The organism is Kitasatospora sp. NPDC088391 (assembly GCF_044753345.1).
GTDB lineage: Bacteria > Actinomycetota > Actinomycetes > Streptomycetales > Streptomycetaceae > Kitasatospora.
In genome coordinates this window covers 343,170-357,605 of sequence record NZ_JBIVNB010000003.1, presented here as the reverse complement: position 1 = coordinate 357,605, position 14,436 = coordinate 343,170, and the positions used below count along the sequence as shown (strand labels likewise).

Below are 14,436 nucleotides of genomic sequence, written 5' to 3'. Positions count from 1 at the left end.
CTCCCCTGGTCGGTGCGGTCGCGGGCCGCACTCGACCCGTCCCGTCCAGCCTGGCCGGAAGGCCCCGGGGCCGCCGGGTGTACGCGCCCAGGAGGGTGACCACCCGTCGACCGGGGAGCGCCCGGAACGTCGGCTATTGTCGGTGGTCCTGCGCACCGGCCCGCGCGGCCCGCACCCCTGCACCGACGCCTCCGGGAGTTCCTGATGGACCGGCTCCACACCATCGTCCGCGACTACGCCTGGGGCTCGACCACGGCCATCCCCGCGCTGCAGGGCCGGCCCGCCGACGGGACGCCGCAGGCCGAGCTGTGGATGGGCGCCCACCCCGGCGCGCCGTCCCGGGTCGACCGCGGGGCCGGGCCGGCCCCGCTGGACCTGGTGATCGCCGCCGACCCGGTCGGCGAGCTCGGCGCGGCGGGCGTCGAACGGTTCGGTCCCACCCTGCCGTTCCTGGTCAAGGTGCTGGCCGCCGCCACCCCGCTCTCGATCCAGGCCCACCCGACCCGCGAGCAGGCCCGCGCCGGGTACGCCGACGAGGAGTCCCGGAGCATCCCCCTCGACGCCCCGCACCGCAACTACAAGGACGACAACCACAAGCCCGAACTGATCTGCGCGCTCAGCGAGTTCGAGGGCCTGTGCGGATTCCGCGCGCCCGCCGAGGCGGCCGACCTGATGGCCTCGCTCGGCGTCCCCGGCCTCGACCCGCTGATCGAGCTGCTGCGCACCAAGCCGGAGTCCGAGGCGCTGTCCGGTGCGCTCGCCGAAGCCCTCGGCATGACCGACGCGCAGGGCCGGGAGACCGTCGAGGCCGTCGCCCGGGCCGTCACCGCCGCCGCCCCGTCCGACCCCACCGGCGCGCTGGCCGGCTACGCCTTCGCCGCCGCCGAGTGCCCCGGCGACCCCGGCCTGATCGCCGCGCTCCTGCTCAACCACGTCCGCCTGCAGCCCGGCGAGGCGCTCTACCTGGGCGCCGGCCTCCCGCACGCCTACCTGCGCGGCCTCGGCGTGGAGATCATGGCCAACTCCGACAACGTGCTGCGCTGCGGCTTCACCCCCAAGCACGTGGACGTCCCCGAGCTGATGAAGGTGGTCACCTTCCGCGGCGGCCGCCCGGAGATCCTCCGCCCCGAGCCGGGGGCCGACGGCGAGCGGCTCTACCCGGTGCCGATCGACGAGTTCCGGCTCTCCCGCTACGACCTCGGCGGGCAGCCCGCCACGCTGCCCGGCGACGCCCCGCAGATCCTGCTCTGCACCGCCGGGACGGTCGAACTCACCTCCGCCGGGCAGACCTTGACGCTCCGACCGGGCGAGTCCGCGTTCCTCGCCGCCGACGGCGCCGCGACGGTGCTCGACGGCCCCGGCGCCACCGTCTTCCGCAGCACCGTCACCCTCTAGCGGCCCCGGGGCCCGTCACCGGGAAGCGCGCCTGGTACGCCAGGCGCGCCCCGGCGCCCTCGCCGATCGCGGTCAACTCCTCGTCCAGCGCGAGGAACCAGGACCAGCGCTCGCCGCCGCCGGCCCGCACCAGGGCGTCCAGCAGCAGGTCCTCCAGCTCCGGCAGCCGCTTGTCCTTCCACACCTTGTCGGCCAGGCTCACCAGCAGGTCCTCCAGCCCGGAGGCCGGGCCCCAGGAGGCGTGGCCGGCCGCGAACCGGGCCCGCTCCGGGGGCGTGCCCGCCGCCAGCAGCAGCTCCCGCCCGGCCGGCTCGTGCGCCGAGCCCGGGCCGGACAGCTCCGAGCGGTGCACCGCCTTGCCGATGTCGTGGGTGGCCGCGCCGAACAGCACCGCCGCCCGGTCGAAGGCCGCCTCCGGGCAGTGCGCCGCCGTCCAGTCCGCCAGCCGGGCCGCCACGTCGTGCACCAGCCGCAGGTGCGCCACCAGCCTCGGCGGCGCGTCCGCCGCCGCCAGCAGTTCCGGCACGCCGTCCGGCAGCGGGCGCAGCCCGGGTTCCTCGTCCACGGCGGGTGAGGCTACCCGGCGGGGCGGGCAGCGGTAAATCGCTTGACCGGCGCGGGGGACGGGGCTGCACTGAAGCCGACAGGGCAGGGGCATCCGGGAGGGCAGTGGCAGTGATCGAGATCCGGCCGACCACCGACGAGGACTTCGACACCTTCGTCGACACCATGCACGGCGCGTTCGCGCTGTTCCGGGAGGCCGGGGAGGGGCGGAGCGGGGCCTGGTGGTCGGCCTTCGAGCTGGACCGCGGGCTGCTCGCGCTGGCCGAGGACGGCCGGCCGGTCGGCACCGCGGGCGCGTACACCCTCGAACTGACCCTGCCGGGCCCGGTGGTCGTCCCGGTCTCCGGGGTGACGGGCGTCGGCGTGCTGCCCTCGCACCGGCGGCGGGGCATCCTGACCGACCTGATGCGCCGTCAACTCACCGAGCTGCGGGCCCGCGGCGAGGTGCTCTCGGTGCTGCTCGCCTCCGAGGCACTGATCTACCGGCGCTTCGGCTACGGCCCCGCCACCTACACCCAGCGCTACACCGTGCCCAAGCACCGGGCCGCGCTCACCCCGTCGCGCGGCGGGGCCCCCGACCCCGGCACCGTCGAACTGCTCCGCCGCGAGGACGCCGTCGAGCTGCTGGAGCAGGTCTACGACCGCTACCGGCGCACCCAGCCCGGCGCGGTCTCCCGCCCGCACCGCTGGTGGGCGCTCGGCGCGGGCCAGCCGCCGGTCTCCTCCGCCAAGCCCCGCTACATCGCCCTGCACCGGGACGCCGACGGCACCCCCGACGGCTACGCCTGCTACGCGATCGAGGACCCGCGCTCGCTGGTCGTCGACGAGACGATCGCCGCCACCGACGCCGCGTACACCGCGCTCGCCTCCTACCTGCTGCAGCACGACCTGGTCCAGGAGGTGGTGTTCAAGCACTTCCCGCCCGAGCACCCGCTGCCCTGGCAGCTCGCCGACTACAACGCCGGGCAGCCCGGCAAGCACACCGACTGGCTCTGGGCCCGGGTGCTGGACGTCCCCGGCGCGCTCACCGCCCGCGGCTGGCAGTCCGACGGCGAACTCGTCCTCGACGTCACCGACCCGTTCCTCGGCGAGCACCACCGCCACCTGCTGACCGTCCGCGACGGCCGGGCCGAGTGCGTCCCCACCGACCGCGAGCCCGACCTCTCGCTCGACATCAGCGACCTCGGCTCGATCCTGCTCGGCGGCACCGCCCCCGGCACCCTCGCCCGGGCCGGCCACCTCCGCGTCCACCGCCCGGACGCCGCCGCCCGCGCCGACGCCCTGTTCCGCGCCGAACGCGCCCCGCACTGCCTGCACTGGTTCTGACGGTCCGCCGGCCCCGACGGCCCGTCAGGTCACGTCCCTGGTCATGTCGACGAAGCGCGAGTAGTGGCCCTGGAAGGCGACCGTGATGGTGGCGGTCGGGCCGTTTCGGTGCTTGGCGACGATCAGGTCGGCCTCGCCCGCGCGCGGGGACTCCTTCTCGTAGGCGTCCTCGCGGTGCAGCAGGATGACCATGTCGGCGTCCTGCTCGATCGAGCCGGACTCGCGCAGGTCGGAGACCATCGGCTTCTTGTCGGTGCGCTGCTCGGGGCCGCGGTTCAGCTGGGAGAGCGCGATCACCGGGATCTCCAGCTCCTTCGCCAGCAGCTTCAGGTTCCGGGACATGTCCGAGACCTCCTGCTGCCGGCTCTCGGCCCGCCGCGAGCCGCCCGCCTGCATCAGCTGCAGGTAGTCGATGACCACCAGCCGCAGGTCGTTGCGCTGCTTCAGCCGCCGGCACTTGGCCCGGATCTCCATCATCGACAGGTTCGGCGAGTCGTCGATGTACAGCGGCGCCGCGCTCACCTCGGGCATCCGCCGGGCCACCCGCGTCCAGTCGTCGTCCGTCATGTTGCCCGACCGCATGTGGTGCAGCGCCACCCGCGCCTCCGCCGACAGCAGGCGCATGGCGATCTCGTTGCGGCCCATTTCGAGCGAGAAGATCACGCTCGGCAGGTTGTTGTGGATCGAGCAGGCCCGCGCGAAGTCCAGCGCGAGCGTGGAGTTGTGGGTGGGCACCATCGAGCGGGTGGCCAGGTACAGGTGGTCGGGGTTGTCGACCTCGACGCACCGGACGGGCACGCTGTCGACCTCGCGGACCTCCACGATGTAGCGCTGCCGCAGCTTCGGCCCGGCCGGACGGCGGCGCTCGGCGTGCACCGCGCGCTTGCGCGACAGTCCGAAGACCTCACCCGTCGGGGTGAAGGTGACGGTGTACAGGATCGAGGACTGCTCCGAGCGGCCGTCCACCCGCCTGGTGGCCAGGCCGCAGCGGTGTCCTAGGCCGACGGCCAACTCCCGGAATCCCTCGGCGAGTTCTCGGCTCGTCACCGCGAACTGCACCGACCCGGTGGCGTTGACGGTGCCGTCGGTGTCCAGCAGCCCGGCCAGCAGGGCCCGCCGCTGGGCGACGGAGCCGCGCAGGTAGGCCGCCGGGATGTGCTTGCGGCCCAGCACCCCGAGATCCCGCAGGGTGGTCAGCAGGCTGCCGTGCCGCCGCGAGCAGTCGGCGCAGCGGGGCTCGGAGAACGGCGAGGAGCACGGGGCTCCGCAGTCCGTGCAGGTGGTCGGCGGGACGGGTGCGGAGACCGGCCGGGCCCGGCCGCCGCAGGAGCGCCCGCAGGTGCGGACGTGGGCGAGCTTCGGGGTGAAGACCGTGCCGCAGACCACGCAGGCCCGTTCGAAGGTCTCGGGCTCCGGCACGTCGTGGCGCAGCGCGTAGGTCGGGGTGTCGCCGATCCGGCGGATCGTCAGGCCGTCCGCGGCGAGGCGCTCCAGCACCTCCGGGTCGGTGGTGGTGATCCGGGCGGCGTCGGTGTGGCCGTCGCCCAGCCAGGCGCCGAGGGCGTACGGCGGGACGGGCAGGTCCTGCTCGGGCAGGTCCAGCGGGGCGGTGGTGCGCACCGAGTGGTTGGCGCGGCCGTCCGAGGTGTCGCAGCGCAGGGTGGCCGCGATCTCCTTCGTGGTGACGACCCGTCCGGGGGCGCCCGTGCGGCGGGCGGCCCGGGTCTCGGTGAGCCACTGGTGGTCGGCGTCGGCGACCACCGCGGTGCCGTCGTCGAAGGTCACTTCGTAGCAGGGACGGTCGGTCATCACCTCGGTGGCCGCGACCACCCGGGTCGGGCGGCCGTCCGCGTCGAGCAGCAGGTCGCCGACCGCCACCTCGCCCATGGTGGTCCAGCCACCGGGGGTGGGCAGCGGAGTGTCGAGGGCGAGCGCCTTGCCCATGGCCGGGCGGGCGGCGATGACGATCATCTGGCCGGGGTGGAGGCCGTTGGTGAGGGCGTCGAAGTCGGCGAAGCCGGTGGGGACGCCGGACATCTGGCCGGAGCGGGAGCCGATGGCCTCGATCTCGTCGAGGGCGCCCTCCATGATGTCGGCGAGCGGGGCGTAGTCCTCGTTGGTGCGCTGCTCGGTGACGGCGTAGATCTCGGCCTGGGCGGCGTTGACGATGTCGTCGACGTCGCCCTCGGCGGCGTAGCCCATGCCGGCGATCCGGGTGCCGGCCTCGACCAGGCGGCGCAGGACGGCGCGCTCGTGGACGATCTCGGCGTAGTACTCGGCGTTGGCCGCGGTGGGGACCGAGTTGACCAGGGTGTGCAGGTAGGAGGCGCCGCCGACGCGGACCAGTTCGCCGCGCTTGGTCAGCTCGCCGGCCACGGTGATCGGGTCGGCGGGCTCGCCGCGGGCGTAGAGGTCGAGGATCGCGCCGTGGATCAGCTCGTGGGCGGGGCGGTAGTAGTCGGCGGGCTTGAGCACCTCGACGACGTCCGCGATGGCGTCCTTGGAGAGCAGCATGCCGCCGAGCACGGACTGCTCGGCCGCGAGGTCCTGCGGGGGCACCCGCTCGAAGCCCTCGCCGCCGCCGAAGCCGGACTCCCGGTCGCCGTCCCGGTCCCGGTCGCGGCCGCCCTTGCCGTCCCGGCCGCCGCCCTTGCCGTCCCGGCGCTGGAAGCCGCCGCCGGAACCACCGCCGGAGCCGCTGCCGGAACCACCGCCGGAGCCGCCGCCCTGGGTGCCGGGCGGGTTCGAACGGCGGGTGACGGGCAGCCGGTCGCCGGGGACGTCGGGGAAGGCGTCCGGCGGGAAGGCGTCGTCCGACGGCTGCCAGTCGTCCTCCGGCGGCGGCGGGGCGTCGTGGTCGTCGTACTGGGGGCCGGTCACGCGTGTTCCCCGTTCAGCGAATGGTGCGAGTCGGTGCGGGCCTCTCCGGTGCGTACCGTCGTCGGCGCCTGTCCTTCTTACGGTACCGATCCGACAGTGTCCGCCTCGCGCGGGTCGGTGCTGAGCGCCCGTCAGGTCCGGCCGCTGCCACGGTACGTGGCGCCGTCGGAGCCGAATGGTTATCCACAGGGTGTGTGGATAACCGTCCCCAGCCTGTGGAGAACCCCGCCAAAGCTGTGCACAACCCTGTGGATAACCATCCAATCGGCCTAACGCCACCCCCATTGAGCTGGGGATAATCACTCTTCGGCCTGTGCATGAGAAATTATTCACACAAGCGGGACTCGATCCGAAGAGGCGTTCGACACACCGTTCGCCCCGCAACAGGTAAGTGTCACAAACCGCTAGCATCCATTACCTGTGGATGAGTAGGCTGGGCCCATGTCCGTACGAGCACCCGCCCCCGCCCGGCCCGCGGCCGACCGCCGCCGGCACGACCGGGAGATCCTCGCCCTGGCCGTCCCGGCCTTCGGCGCCCTGGTCGCCGAGCCGCTGTTCCTGATGGCCGACTCGGCGATCGTCGGGCACCTCGGCACCGCCCAGCTGGCCGGCCTGGGCATCGCCTCGGTCGTGCTCACCACCGTGGTCGGCGTGTTCGCCTTCCTCGCCTACGCCACCACCGCCGCGGTGGCCCGCCGGATCGGGGCCGGCGACCGCCGGGCCGCGATCCAGCAGGGCGTCGACGGGATCTGGCTGTCGCTGCTGCTCTCCGCCGCCCTGGTCGCGCTGACGCTGGCGTTCGCCCCGCAGGCCGCCCGGCTGCTCGGCGCCTCCGCCACCGCCGCCCCGTACGCGGTGGAGTACCTGCGGATCAGCGCCCTCGGGGTGCCCGCGATGCTGCTGGTGCTGGCCGCCACCGGCGTGCTGCGCGGCCTCCAGGACACCCGGACGCCGCTGCTGGTGGCGATCGGCGGGTTCACCGCCAACCTGCTGCTCAACCTCGGCCTGGTCTACGGCGCCGGCCTCGGGGTGGCGGGCTCGGCCTGGGGCACCGTGCTCGCGCAGAACGCGATGGCCGCGGTGTACGTGGCGGTGGTGGTCCGCGGCGCCCGCCGGGAGGGCGCCGCGCTGCGCCCCGACCGGTCCGGCATCCGGGCCTCCGCCCGGGCCGGCGGCCCGCTGCTGGTGCGCACGCTGAGCCTGCGGGCGGTGCTGCTGCTGGCCACCGCGGTGGCCGCGCACCTGGGCGACGCGGAGGTGGCGGCCCATCAGATCACCATGACCGTCTGGTCGTTCGTGGCCTTCGCGCTGGACGCGGTGGCGATCGCCGGCCAGGCGATCATCGGCCGCTACCTCGGCGCGGGCGACCTGCCCGGCACCCGGGGGGCGACCCGGCGGATGGTCGAGTGGGGCGTGGGCGCGGGCGTGCTGTTCGGCCTGCTGATGGTGCTGGGGCGGCCGCTGTACGTCCCGCTGTTCAGCGCCGACCCGGGGGTGCGGGAGCAGCTGTCCACCGCGCTGCTGCTGGCCGCGCTGACCCAGCCGGTGGGCGGGCTGGTGTTCGTGCTGGACGGCGTGCTGATGGGCGCGGGCGACGGCCGCTACCTGGCCCGGGCGATGCTGGTCACCCTGCTGGTGTTCGTCCCGGCGGCGCTGGCGGTGCCGGCGCTGGGCCTGGGGCTGGCCGGGCTGTGGTGGGCGATGAACCTGTTCATGCTGACCCGGGCCGCGTTCCTGGCCGGCCGGGTCCGCACCGGCCACTGGATGGTCACCGGCGCCGTCCGCGCCTGAGCGGCCGGAAGGACGACCGGAAGGACAGCCAGGACGGCCAGGACGGCCGAGAACCGGCCGGGAGAACGCCGGAGGGCCGGACCCCGCGAACGGGGTCCGGCCCTCCGGACTGCGTTACTGCTGCGCTCAGGCGGCGACGACGTTGACGTCGAGGTTGGCCTGGACGTCGGCGTGCAGCTTGACCGAGACCTTGTGGGTGCCCACGGTCTTGATCGGCGAGGCGATCGCGACGGCGCGCTTGTCCACGGACGGGCCGCTGGCGGCCTTGATGGCCTCCACGACGTCGGCCTGGGTCACCGAGCCGAACAGGCGGCCGGCGTCGCCGGAGCGGACGGCCAGCTTGACCTGCAGGCCCTCGAGCTTGGCCTTGACCTCGTTGGCGGCCTCGAGGGTCTGGATGGCGTGGATCTTCCGGGCGCGACGGATGGCGTCGACGTCCTTCTGACCGCCCTTGGTCCAGCGGATGGCGAAGCCGCGCGGGACCAGGAAGTTGCGGGCGTAGCCGTCCTTGACCTCGACGACCTCGCCGGCGCTGCCGAGGCCGGGGACCTCGTGAGTGAGGATGATCTTCATGCTTGGGTCACCCTCTCTTAGCGCGTGGTGGACGTGTAGGGCAGCAGCGCCACCTCACGGCTGTTCTTCACAGCCGTGGCGACGTCGCGCTGGTGCTGGGTGCAGTTGCCGGTGACCCGGCGGGCACGGATCTTGCCGCGGTCGGAGATGAACTTCCGCAGCAGGTTCGTGTCCTTGTAGTCCACGTACGTGGCCTTGTCCTTGCAGAAGACGCAAACCTTCTTCTTCGGCTTGCGGGGGGGCGGCTTCGCCATGGTTGTGTGCTCCGTTGAGTACGAGATCTGTCAGCGTTGCCGGGCCCTCACCGGGCCCGGCCCGCACCGCTTAGAACGGGGGCTCTTCCGAGTAGCCGCCGCCGGAGTTGCCACCCCAGCTGCCGCCGCCGCCCTGGTTGGACGAGGGGGCGCTGGACGCCCACGGGTCGTCGGACGGACCCGACTGGCCGCCGGAGTTGCCACCCCAGCTGCCGCCCTGGTTCCCGCCGCCGCCGCCGTAGCCGCCACCCTGCTGGCCGCCGCCGCCGAAGCCGCCGCCACCGCCCGGACCGCCGGTCCGGTTGGCACGGGTGACCTTGGCGGTCGCCGAGCGCAGGCTCGGGCCGACCTCATCGACCTCGACCTCGAAGACCGTCCGCTTCTCGCCTTCCTTGGTCTCGTAGGACCGCTGGCGCAGCCGACCCTGCACGATCACGCGCATGCCGCGCTGCAGGGACTCGGCCACGTTCTCCGCGGGCTGACGCCAGACGTTGCACGTGAGGAAGAGGCTCTCGCCGTCCTTCCACTCGTTGGTCTGGCGGTCGAAGGTGCGCGGAGTGGACGCGATGCGGAACTTGGCCACCGCCGCACCCGACGGGGTGAAGCGGAGCTCGGGGTCGTCGACGAGGTTGCCGACGAGGGTGATGACGGTCTCGCCTGCCATGTGGTGATGACCTCTCGGAAAGAAGTTCTGCGGTGCTCGTCAGCGGTGTTCCACGGGGAACACCGGACGTGAGCCTCCGGCGCTAGCGCCGGAAGGGGCTCAGTGGGTGTCCGGGCGCAGGACCTTGGTCCGCAGAACCGACTCGCTCAGGCTGAGCTGGCGGTCGAGCTCCTTGACGACCTCGGGCGTGGCCTTGAGGTCGATGACCGAGTAGATGCCCTCGGACTGCTTGTTGATCTCGTACGCCAGGCGACGACGGCCCCAGGTGTCGACCTTCTCAACCTTGCCGCCGCCGGTGCGGACGACGTTGAGGAAGCTCTCGATCAGGGGAGAGACAGCGCGTTCCTCGACCGAGGGGTCGAGGATGACCATCACCTCGTAGTGACGCATGTGTAACCCACCTCCTTTGGACTCAACGGCCACGGTGTCTCCGTGGCAGGAGGGTTGTGCGCGTCGGCACCGGTGCTTGCGGGCATGCTGGCACGCCCCTACACCGGTGCAGAGGGGCAAGCCTACCGGGTGGGCCGACCGGTGGACAAAAAAGCGCCGTCCCCGGGTTGTCACTTCGGTCACATCGGTCGCAACCTGGACAGAACGAACGTCCTCTTCCCCTCCCCGGAGGTGAGCCCCATGGCCCAGACCGTGCACCGGCCGCAGTTCACCCTCAACACCGACGGGCACCCGCACCCGCGGGAGAACGCCCTGGTGGGCGTGACGGTGGTCCTCGGCGCGATCGCCTTCGTCACCTCGTTCTTCTCCAGCCTGCACCTGCTGACCTCCTGGACCGGCCTGTTCGGCGTGGCCACCGGCCTGATCGGCCTGTTCGTCTCGGTGACCACCGCGGAGCGCTTCCTGCTCGTGCTCGGCACCGGGGCCGCCGCCTTCGGCCTGTTCCTGGGAGTGGCGCACGGCGGCCTGTTCGGGGGCGTGTGGTGACCCCCGGGCGCACCCCGGGCTGAACCCGGGAGCCGGTCGCGCAACTTCCGGCGCCCTCCGGACGTACCTCTCTTCACGGGTGCGAACGGGGGGCGCCGCCACGTCGGGCCCACTCCGGACCGGAACGGGGAATCGGGCGGCGATAAGGTCACCCCTGGGTAGACCCGACGAGGAGGAGCACGGAGCATGAGCCTGCGGTTGCGGACGATCACGCGTGAGGAGCACCTCGCATTCGTGCAGAGCCGGACCTCGGCCAGTCACATGCAGGTGCCGTCCTGGGCGGACGTCAAGGCGGAGTGGCGGTCGGAGAGCCTGGGATGGTTCGACGCGTCCGGCCGGATCGTCGGGGCCGGCCTGGTGCTGTACCGCCAACTGCCCAAGGTGAAGCGGTACTTGGCGTACCTGCCGGAGGGTCCGGTGATCGACTGGTTCGACGGCGACCTGGACGGCTGGCTGAAGCCGATGCTGGCCCACCTGAAGGCGCAGGGCGCGTTCACGGTGAAGATGGGCCCGCCCGTGGTGATCCGGCGCTGGGAGGCGCAGACCATCAAGGACGCGATCGCCGGCAAGGAGGCCAAGCGGCTGCGCGACGTCGAGCCGGACTGGTACGAGCCGCGCGCGGCGGAGACCGCCGAGCAGCTGCGCCGCTCCGGCTGGCTGCAGGGCGAGGACGGCGGCGCGGGCTTCGGCGACGTGCAGCCCCGCTACGTGTTCCAGGTGCCGCTCGGCAACCGCTCGCTGGACGACGTGCAGCGCGGCTTCAACCAGCTGTGGCGGCGCAACATCAAGAAGGCCGACAAGAGCGGCGTCGAGGTCGTCCAGGGCGGCTACGAGGAGCTGGCGGTCTTCCACCAGCTGTACCTGGTGACCGCCGAGCGCGACCGCTTCACCCCGCGCCCGCTGTCCTACTTCCAGCGGATGTGGAAGGCGCTCGCCGCCGAGGACCCGAACCGGATGCGGCTCTACCTCGCCTACCACGACGGCGAGGCGCTGGCCGCGACCACCATGCTGACGGTGGGCGAGCACGTCTGGTACTCCTACGGCGCCTCGGCCAACCACAAGCGCGAGGTGAAGCCGTCCAACGCGATCCAGTGGCGGATGATCCGGGACTCGTACGCGCTCGGGGCGAGCGTCTACGACCTGCGCGGCATCAGCGACACCCTGGACGAGGACGACCACCTGTTCGGCCTGATCCAGTTCAAGGTCGGCACCGGCGGCCAGGCCGCCGAGTACCTCGGCGAGTGGGACTTCCCGCTCAACAAGCTGCTGCACAAGGCCCTCGACATCTACATGTCGCGCCGGTGACCACCGCGCCCACCACCACCGCGCCCACCACCCCGGGGAGAACGCCGTGTCCTTGACGATGTACGTGGAGACCGGCCTCTGGCGGGCCCACCAGCAGCGGCTGCTGGCCGAGTTCCCGGGGCTGGTCCCGGTCGCCAAGGGGAACGGGTACGGCTTCGGCAACGCTCGGCTGGCCGGCGAGGCCGTCCGGCTCGGCGTGCCGATGCTGGCGGCCGGCACCGCCGACGAGGCGGCGGCGCTGGCCGCCGTCTTCCCCGGCGACCTGCTGGTGCTCACCCCGTTCCGGCCCGGCGAGCCGGACGTCCGGCTGCCGGCCGGCCGGGTGGTGCGGACCGTCGCGCACCCCGAGGCGCTCGCCGCGCTGCCGCCCGGGACGCGCGTGGTGGTGGAGTGCATGACCAGCATGCGGCGGCACGGCGTGGCGCTGGCGCAACTGGCCGGGCTTCCGGTGCAGCACCTGGTGCTGGAGGGCTTCGCGGTGCACCTGCCGCTGGACCGGCCGGACGGCAGCGACCCGGTCGACGAGGTGGCCGGCGTGGTCCGGGCGATCGCCGACGCCGGGCTGCCCACCGGCCGGATCTACCTCAGCCACCTGGCCGCCAAGGACGTGCAGCGGCTGGCCGGGCAGTACCCCGGCACCGAGTTCCGGTCCCGGATCGGCACCCGGCTCTGGCTGGGCGAGGTGGAGGCGCTGGCCTCCCGGGCCACCGTCCTGGACGTCACCCCGATCGCCTCCGGCGAGCGCTACGGCTACCGGCAGAACAAGGCCAAGTCGGACGGCCACCTGCTGGTGGTCACCGGCGGCACCGCGCACGGGGTCGGCCTGGAGGCGCCCAAGTACGTGAGCCGGGCGGTCGACAAGGCCAAGGGGCTGGCCCGGGCCGGCCTGGCCACCGTCAACCGGACGCTCTCGCCGTACTCGTGGCAGGGCAAGCAGCTGTGGTTCGCCGAGCCGCCGCACATGCAGGTGTCGATCCTGTTCCTGCCCGGCGAGATCGCGCCGCCGGCGATCGGCGAGGAGCTGAAGCTGACGATCCGTCACACCACCACCCACTTCGACCGGGTGGTCGAGCGCTGAGCCGACCGCGGCGACAGGGGCACGACGGCAGGAAGCCTGCCCGCCGGGACGGCGGGCAGGCTTCCTCGCGTTCGGGGCCGGACGGACCTACTCGGGGCGCGGCTCCGGCTCCGGCCGGGTCACGGCGGCGGGCTCGGCCAGCCAGTCGTCCTGCGGGGCGTACGCGGCGTAGCTCGCCTCCTCGCGCAGGCCGCGCGCGGCGCCGAGGACGAACCGGTCCGGGGCGCCGTCCAGCACGCCGCCCGACGGGTCGTCGCTGCCGTCCCAGCGGACCGGGTCGCGGTCCGGGTAGAGGATGTCGCGCACCACCACGTAGCAGAGGTACAGGGTGCCGACCAGGTGCAGCGCGATGGCGAAGTGGTACCAGTCCTGGTCGATGCCGTGGTGCTTGTTGTCGCTGATGTTGGCCAGGTACGACCAGACGCCGAGGAAGTACAGCACCTCGCAGGCCTGCCAGATCAGGAAGTCGCGCCAGCGCGGCCGGGCCAGCGCGGCCAGCGGGATCAGCCAGAGCACGTACTGCGGCGAGTAGACCTTGTTGGTCAGCACGAAGGCCGCGACCACCAGGAAGGCCAGCTGGGCGAAGCGCGGGCGGCGGGCGGCGCTGACGCCCAGCCAGGCGATCGCCAGGCAGCTGAGCACCAGCAGGACGGCGATCCAGGTGTTCAGGGTCTCCAGGTTCCGGCCCTTGTTGAGGCTCTGCATGAAGATCAGCCAGAATGAGCCGAAGTCCTCCTTGCGGGTCTGGCTGAAGCTGTAGAACGTCACCCAGCCCTTCCAGTTGGCCAGCATGATCGGCAGGTTGACGACCAGCCAGGCCCCGGCCGCGCCGCCCAGCGCCTGCCCGAACTCCTTCCACTTGCCGGCCCGCAGGCAGAGGATCAGCAGCGGGCCGAGCAGCAGCACCGGGTACAGCTTGGCGGCGGTGGCCAGGCCGATGAACACGCCCGCCCAGACCGGCCGGGAGCCCGACCAGTAGGCCATCGCCACGGCGGCCAGCGCGACCGCGAGCAGGTCCCAGTTGATGGTGGAGTTCAGCGCCAGGGCCGGGGCCAGCGCGAACAGCAGGGCGTCCCACGGGCGGCGGCGCTGGGCGCGCGAGGTGGCGACCACCGCGATCACCGCGCAGATCATCAGCATCCCGGCGTTGACCATCCAGAACCACTGCTCACGGCTCATCACGTCGCCGGTGCGGGTGGTCAGCCAGGCCGCCACCTGCATGAACAGGCCGGTCAGCACCGGGTACTCCAGGTACTGCATGTCCGGGGAGCCCTGCGGGATCGGGTCCAGGTACGGGTGCAGCCCGTCCGCGAAGCCGCGCCCGGTGAACAGGTGCGGGATGTCGCTGTAGCAGGCCTTGGTGTACTGGGTGGCGGCGCCGTGGAACCAGCCGTCGGTGTAGCACGGGGCCTTCTGGAACAGGCCGATCACGTAGCAGGCGATCACCGCCAGCGCGAGGAACTTGGCCGGCGTCCACCAGGACACCCCGAGCAGCGCCCGGCGGCCGGGCGGGCCGCCGAGCAGTTCGCTGCCGGCCGCCGCGACCGGGTCCTCGTCCGCGGGCACCACCACGGTGTTGGGCAGCGGTCCCTCGGCCTGGGCGGGGCCGGGCGCTGAGGTCTCGTCACGAAGGCTGGACGTCATGGCGCACATACTGCCGCACGCCCCCG

At 72.9% G+C, this 14,436-nt stretch carries 13 protein-coding genes; 6 read left to right on the top strand and 7 right to left on the bottom strand.

Annotated features, from left to right (window positions below):
* Positions 1-204 precede the first annotated feature (204 nt).
* Positions 205-1,395 (top strand): mannose-6-phosphate isomerase, class I, encoded by a 1,191-nt coding sequence (gene manA / locus ACIQBJ_RS10300; protein WP_400706728.1) that lies wholly within the window; start codon positions 205-207, stop codon positions 1,393-1,395.
* Here the strand turns inward: manA and ACIQBJ_RS10295 are convergent.
* Entirely contained in the window at positions 1,385-1,960 is a 576-nt protein-coding gene (locus ACIQBJ_RS10295; protein WP_400706725.1) for an HD domain-containing protein, read from the bottom strand. The two genes, manA and ACIQBJ_RS10295, sit on opposite strands and share 11 nt — an antisense overlap.
* Positions 1,961-2,073: 113 nt before the next feature.
* Between ACIQBJ_RS10295 and ACIQBJ_RS10290 the strand changes: the two genes are divergently transcribed.
* Positions 2,074-3,285, top strand: a complete 1,212-nt coding sequence (locus tag ACIQBJ_RS10290; RefSeq protein WP_400708119.1) for a GNAT family N-acetyltransferase — start codon at positions 2,074-2,076, stop codon at positions 3,283-3,285.
* A 24-nt stretch (positions 3,286-3,309) separates the two neighbouring features.
* On the opposite strand, the gene dnaB is transcribed toward ACIQBJ_RS10290, so the two are convergent.
* The gene (dnaB, locus tag ACIQBJ_RS10285) at positions 3,310-6,165 is read right to left on the bottom strand and encodes a replicative DNA helicase (protein WP_400706722.1); all 2,856 of its coding nucleotides are present in this window, start codon (positions 6,163-6,165) and stop codon (positions 3,310-3,312) included.
* Between the two features lie 441 nt (positions 6,166-6,606).
* Between dnaB and ACIQBJ_RS10280 the strand changes: the two genes are divergently transcribed.
* Positions 6,607-7,956 (top strand): MATE family efflux transporter, encoded by a 1,350-nt coding sequence (locus ACIQBJ_RS10280; RefSeq protein WP_400706719.1) that lies wholly within the window; start codon positions 6,607-6,609, stop codon positions 7,954-7,956.
* Between the two features lie 126 nt (positions 7,957-8,082).
* Here ACIQBJ_RS10280 and rplI read toward each other — a convergent pair whose 3' ends face one another.
* From rplI to rpsF, 4 genes are all read right to left on the bottom strand, one after another.
* Complete coding sequence (rplI, locus tag ACIQBJ_RS10275; RefSeq protein WP_400706716.1) at positions 8,083-8,529, bottom strand: 50S ribosomal protein L9; 447 nt, start codon at positions 8,527-8,529, stop codon at positions 8,083-8,085.
* A gap of 17 nt (positions 8,530-8,546) precedes the next feature.
* Positions 8,547-8,783: a 30S ribosomal protein S18 gene (gene rpsR, locus ACIQBJ_RS10270; RefSeq protein WP_014136990.1), complete on the bottom strand. Its 237-nt coding sequence runs from the start codon at positions 8,781-8,783 to the stop codon at positions 8,547-8,549.
* 70 nt (positions 8,784-8,853) lie between these two features.
* Positions 8,854-9,447, bottom strand: a complete 594-nt coding sequence (locus ACIQBJ_RS10265) for a single-stranded DNA-binding protein (RefSeq protein ID WP_400706712.1) — start codon at positions 9,445-9,447, stop codon at positions 8,854-8,856.
* Positions 9,448-9,546: 99 nt separating this feature from the next.
* Positions 9,547-9,837, bottom strand: coding sequence for a 30S ribosomal protein S6 (rpsF, locus tag ACIQBJ_RS10260; RefSeq protein ID WP_400706710.1), 291 nt, complete (start codon positions 9,835-9,837; stop codon positions 9,547-9,549).
* Between the two features lie 240 nt (positions 9,838-10,077).
* Between rpsF and ACIQBJ_RS10255 the strand changes: the two genes are divergently transcribed.
* The 3 genes from ACIQBJ_RS10255 to ACIQBJ_RS10245 all read left to right on the top strand — a co-directional run bounded on the left by ACIQBJ_RS10255 (position 10,078) and on the right by ACIQBJ_RS10245 (position 12,766).
* Positions 10,078-10,383, top strand: a complete 306-nt coding sequence (locus tag ACIQBJ_RS10255; RefSeq protein ID WP_400706707.1) for a hypothetical protein — start codon at positions 10,078-10,080, stop codon at positions 10,381-10,383.
* A 186-nt stretch (positions 10,384-10,569) separates the two neighbouring features.
* Positions 10,570-11,688 carry a lipid II:glycine glycyltransferase FemX gene (locus ACIQBJ_RS10250; RefSeq protein WP_400706704.1) on the top strand — a complete coding sequence of 373 codons (1,119 nt, stop codon included), beginning with the start codon at positions 10,570-10,572 and terminating at the stop codon, positions 11,686-11,688.
* Between the two features lie 46 nt (positions 11,689-11,734).
* Positions 11,735-12,766: an alanine racemase gene (locus ACIQBJ_RS10245; protein ID WP_400706701.1), complete on the top strand. Its 1,032-nt coding sequence runs from the start codon at positions 11,735-11,737 to the stop codon at positions 12,764-12,766.
* A gap of 87 nt (positions 12,767-12,853) precedes the next feature.
* Here the strand turns inward: ACIQBJ_RS10245 and ACIQBJ_RS10240 are convergent, their stop codons facing one another.
* A complete protein-coding gene (locus ACIQBJ_RS10240) occupies positions 12,854-14,419 on the bottom strand; it encodes a glycosyltransferase family 87 protein (protein ID WP_400706698.1) in 1,566 nt (521 codons plus the stop codon).
* Positions 14,420-14,436: the final 17 nt, after the last annotated feature.

Coding starts and splice junctions, on each gene's coding strand:
- manA (WP_400706728.1), top strand. CDS start 205: ATGGACCGGCTCCACACCATCGTCCGCGACTACGCCTGGGGCTCGACC.
- ACIQBJ_RS10250 (WP_400706704.1), top strand. CDS start 10,570: ATGAGCCTGCGGTTGCGGACGATCACGCGTGAGGAGCACCTCGCATTC.
- rpsF (WP_400706710.1), bottom strand. CDS start 9,837: ATGCGTCACTACGAGGTGATGGTCATCCTCGACCCCTCGGTCGAGGAA.
- ACIQBJ_RS10255 (WP_400706707.1), top strand. CDS start 10,078: ATGGCCCAGACCGTGCACCGGCCGCAGTTCACCCTCAACACCGACGGG.
- rplI (WP_400706716.1), bottom strand. CDS start 8,529: ATGAAGATCATCCTCACTCACGAGGTCCCCGGCCTCGGCAGCGCCGGC.
- ACIQBJ_RS10265 (WP_400706712.1), bottom strand. CDS start 9,447: ATGGCAGGCGAGACCGTCATCACCCTCGTCGGCAACCTCGTCGACGAC.
- rpsR (WP_014136990.1), bottom strand. CDS start 8,783: ATGGCGAAGCCGCCCCCCCGCAAGCCGAAGAAGAAGGTTTGCGTCTTC.
- ACIQBJ_RS10240 (WP_400706698.1), bottom strand. CDS start 14,419: ATGTGCGCCATGACGTCCAGCCTTCGTGACGAGACCTCAGCGCCCGGC.
- ACIQBJ_RS10280 (WP_400706719.1), top strand. CDS start 6,607: ATGTCCGTACGAGCACCCGCCCCCGCCCGGCCCGCGGCCGACCGCCGC.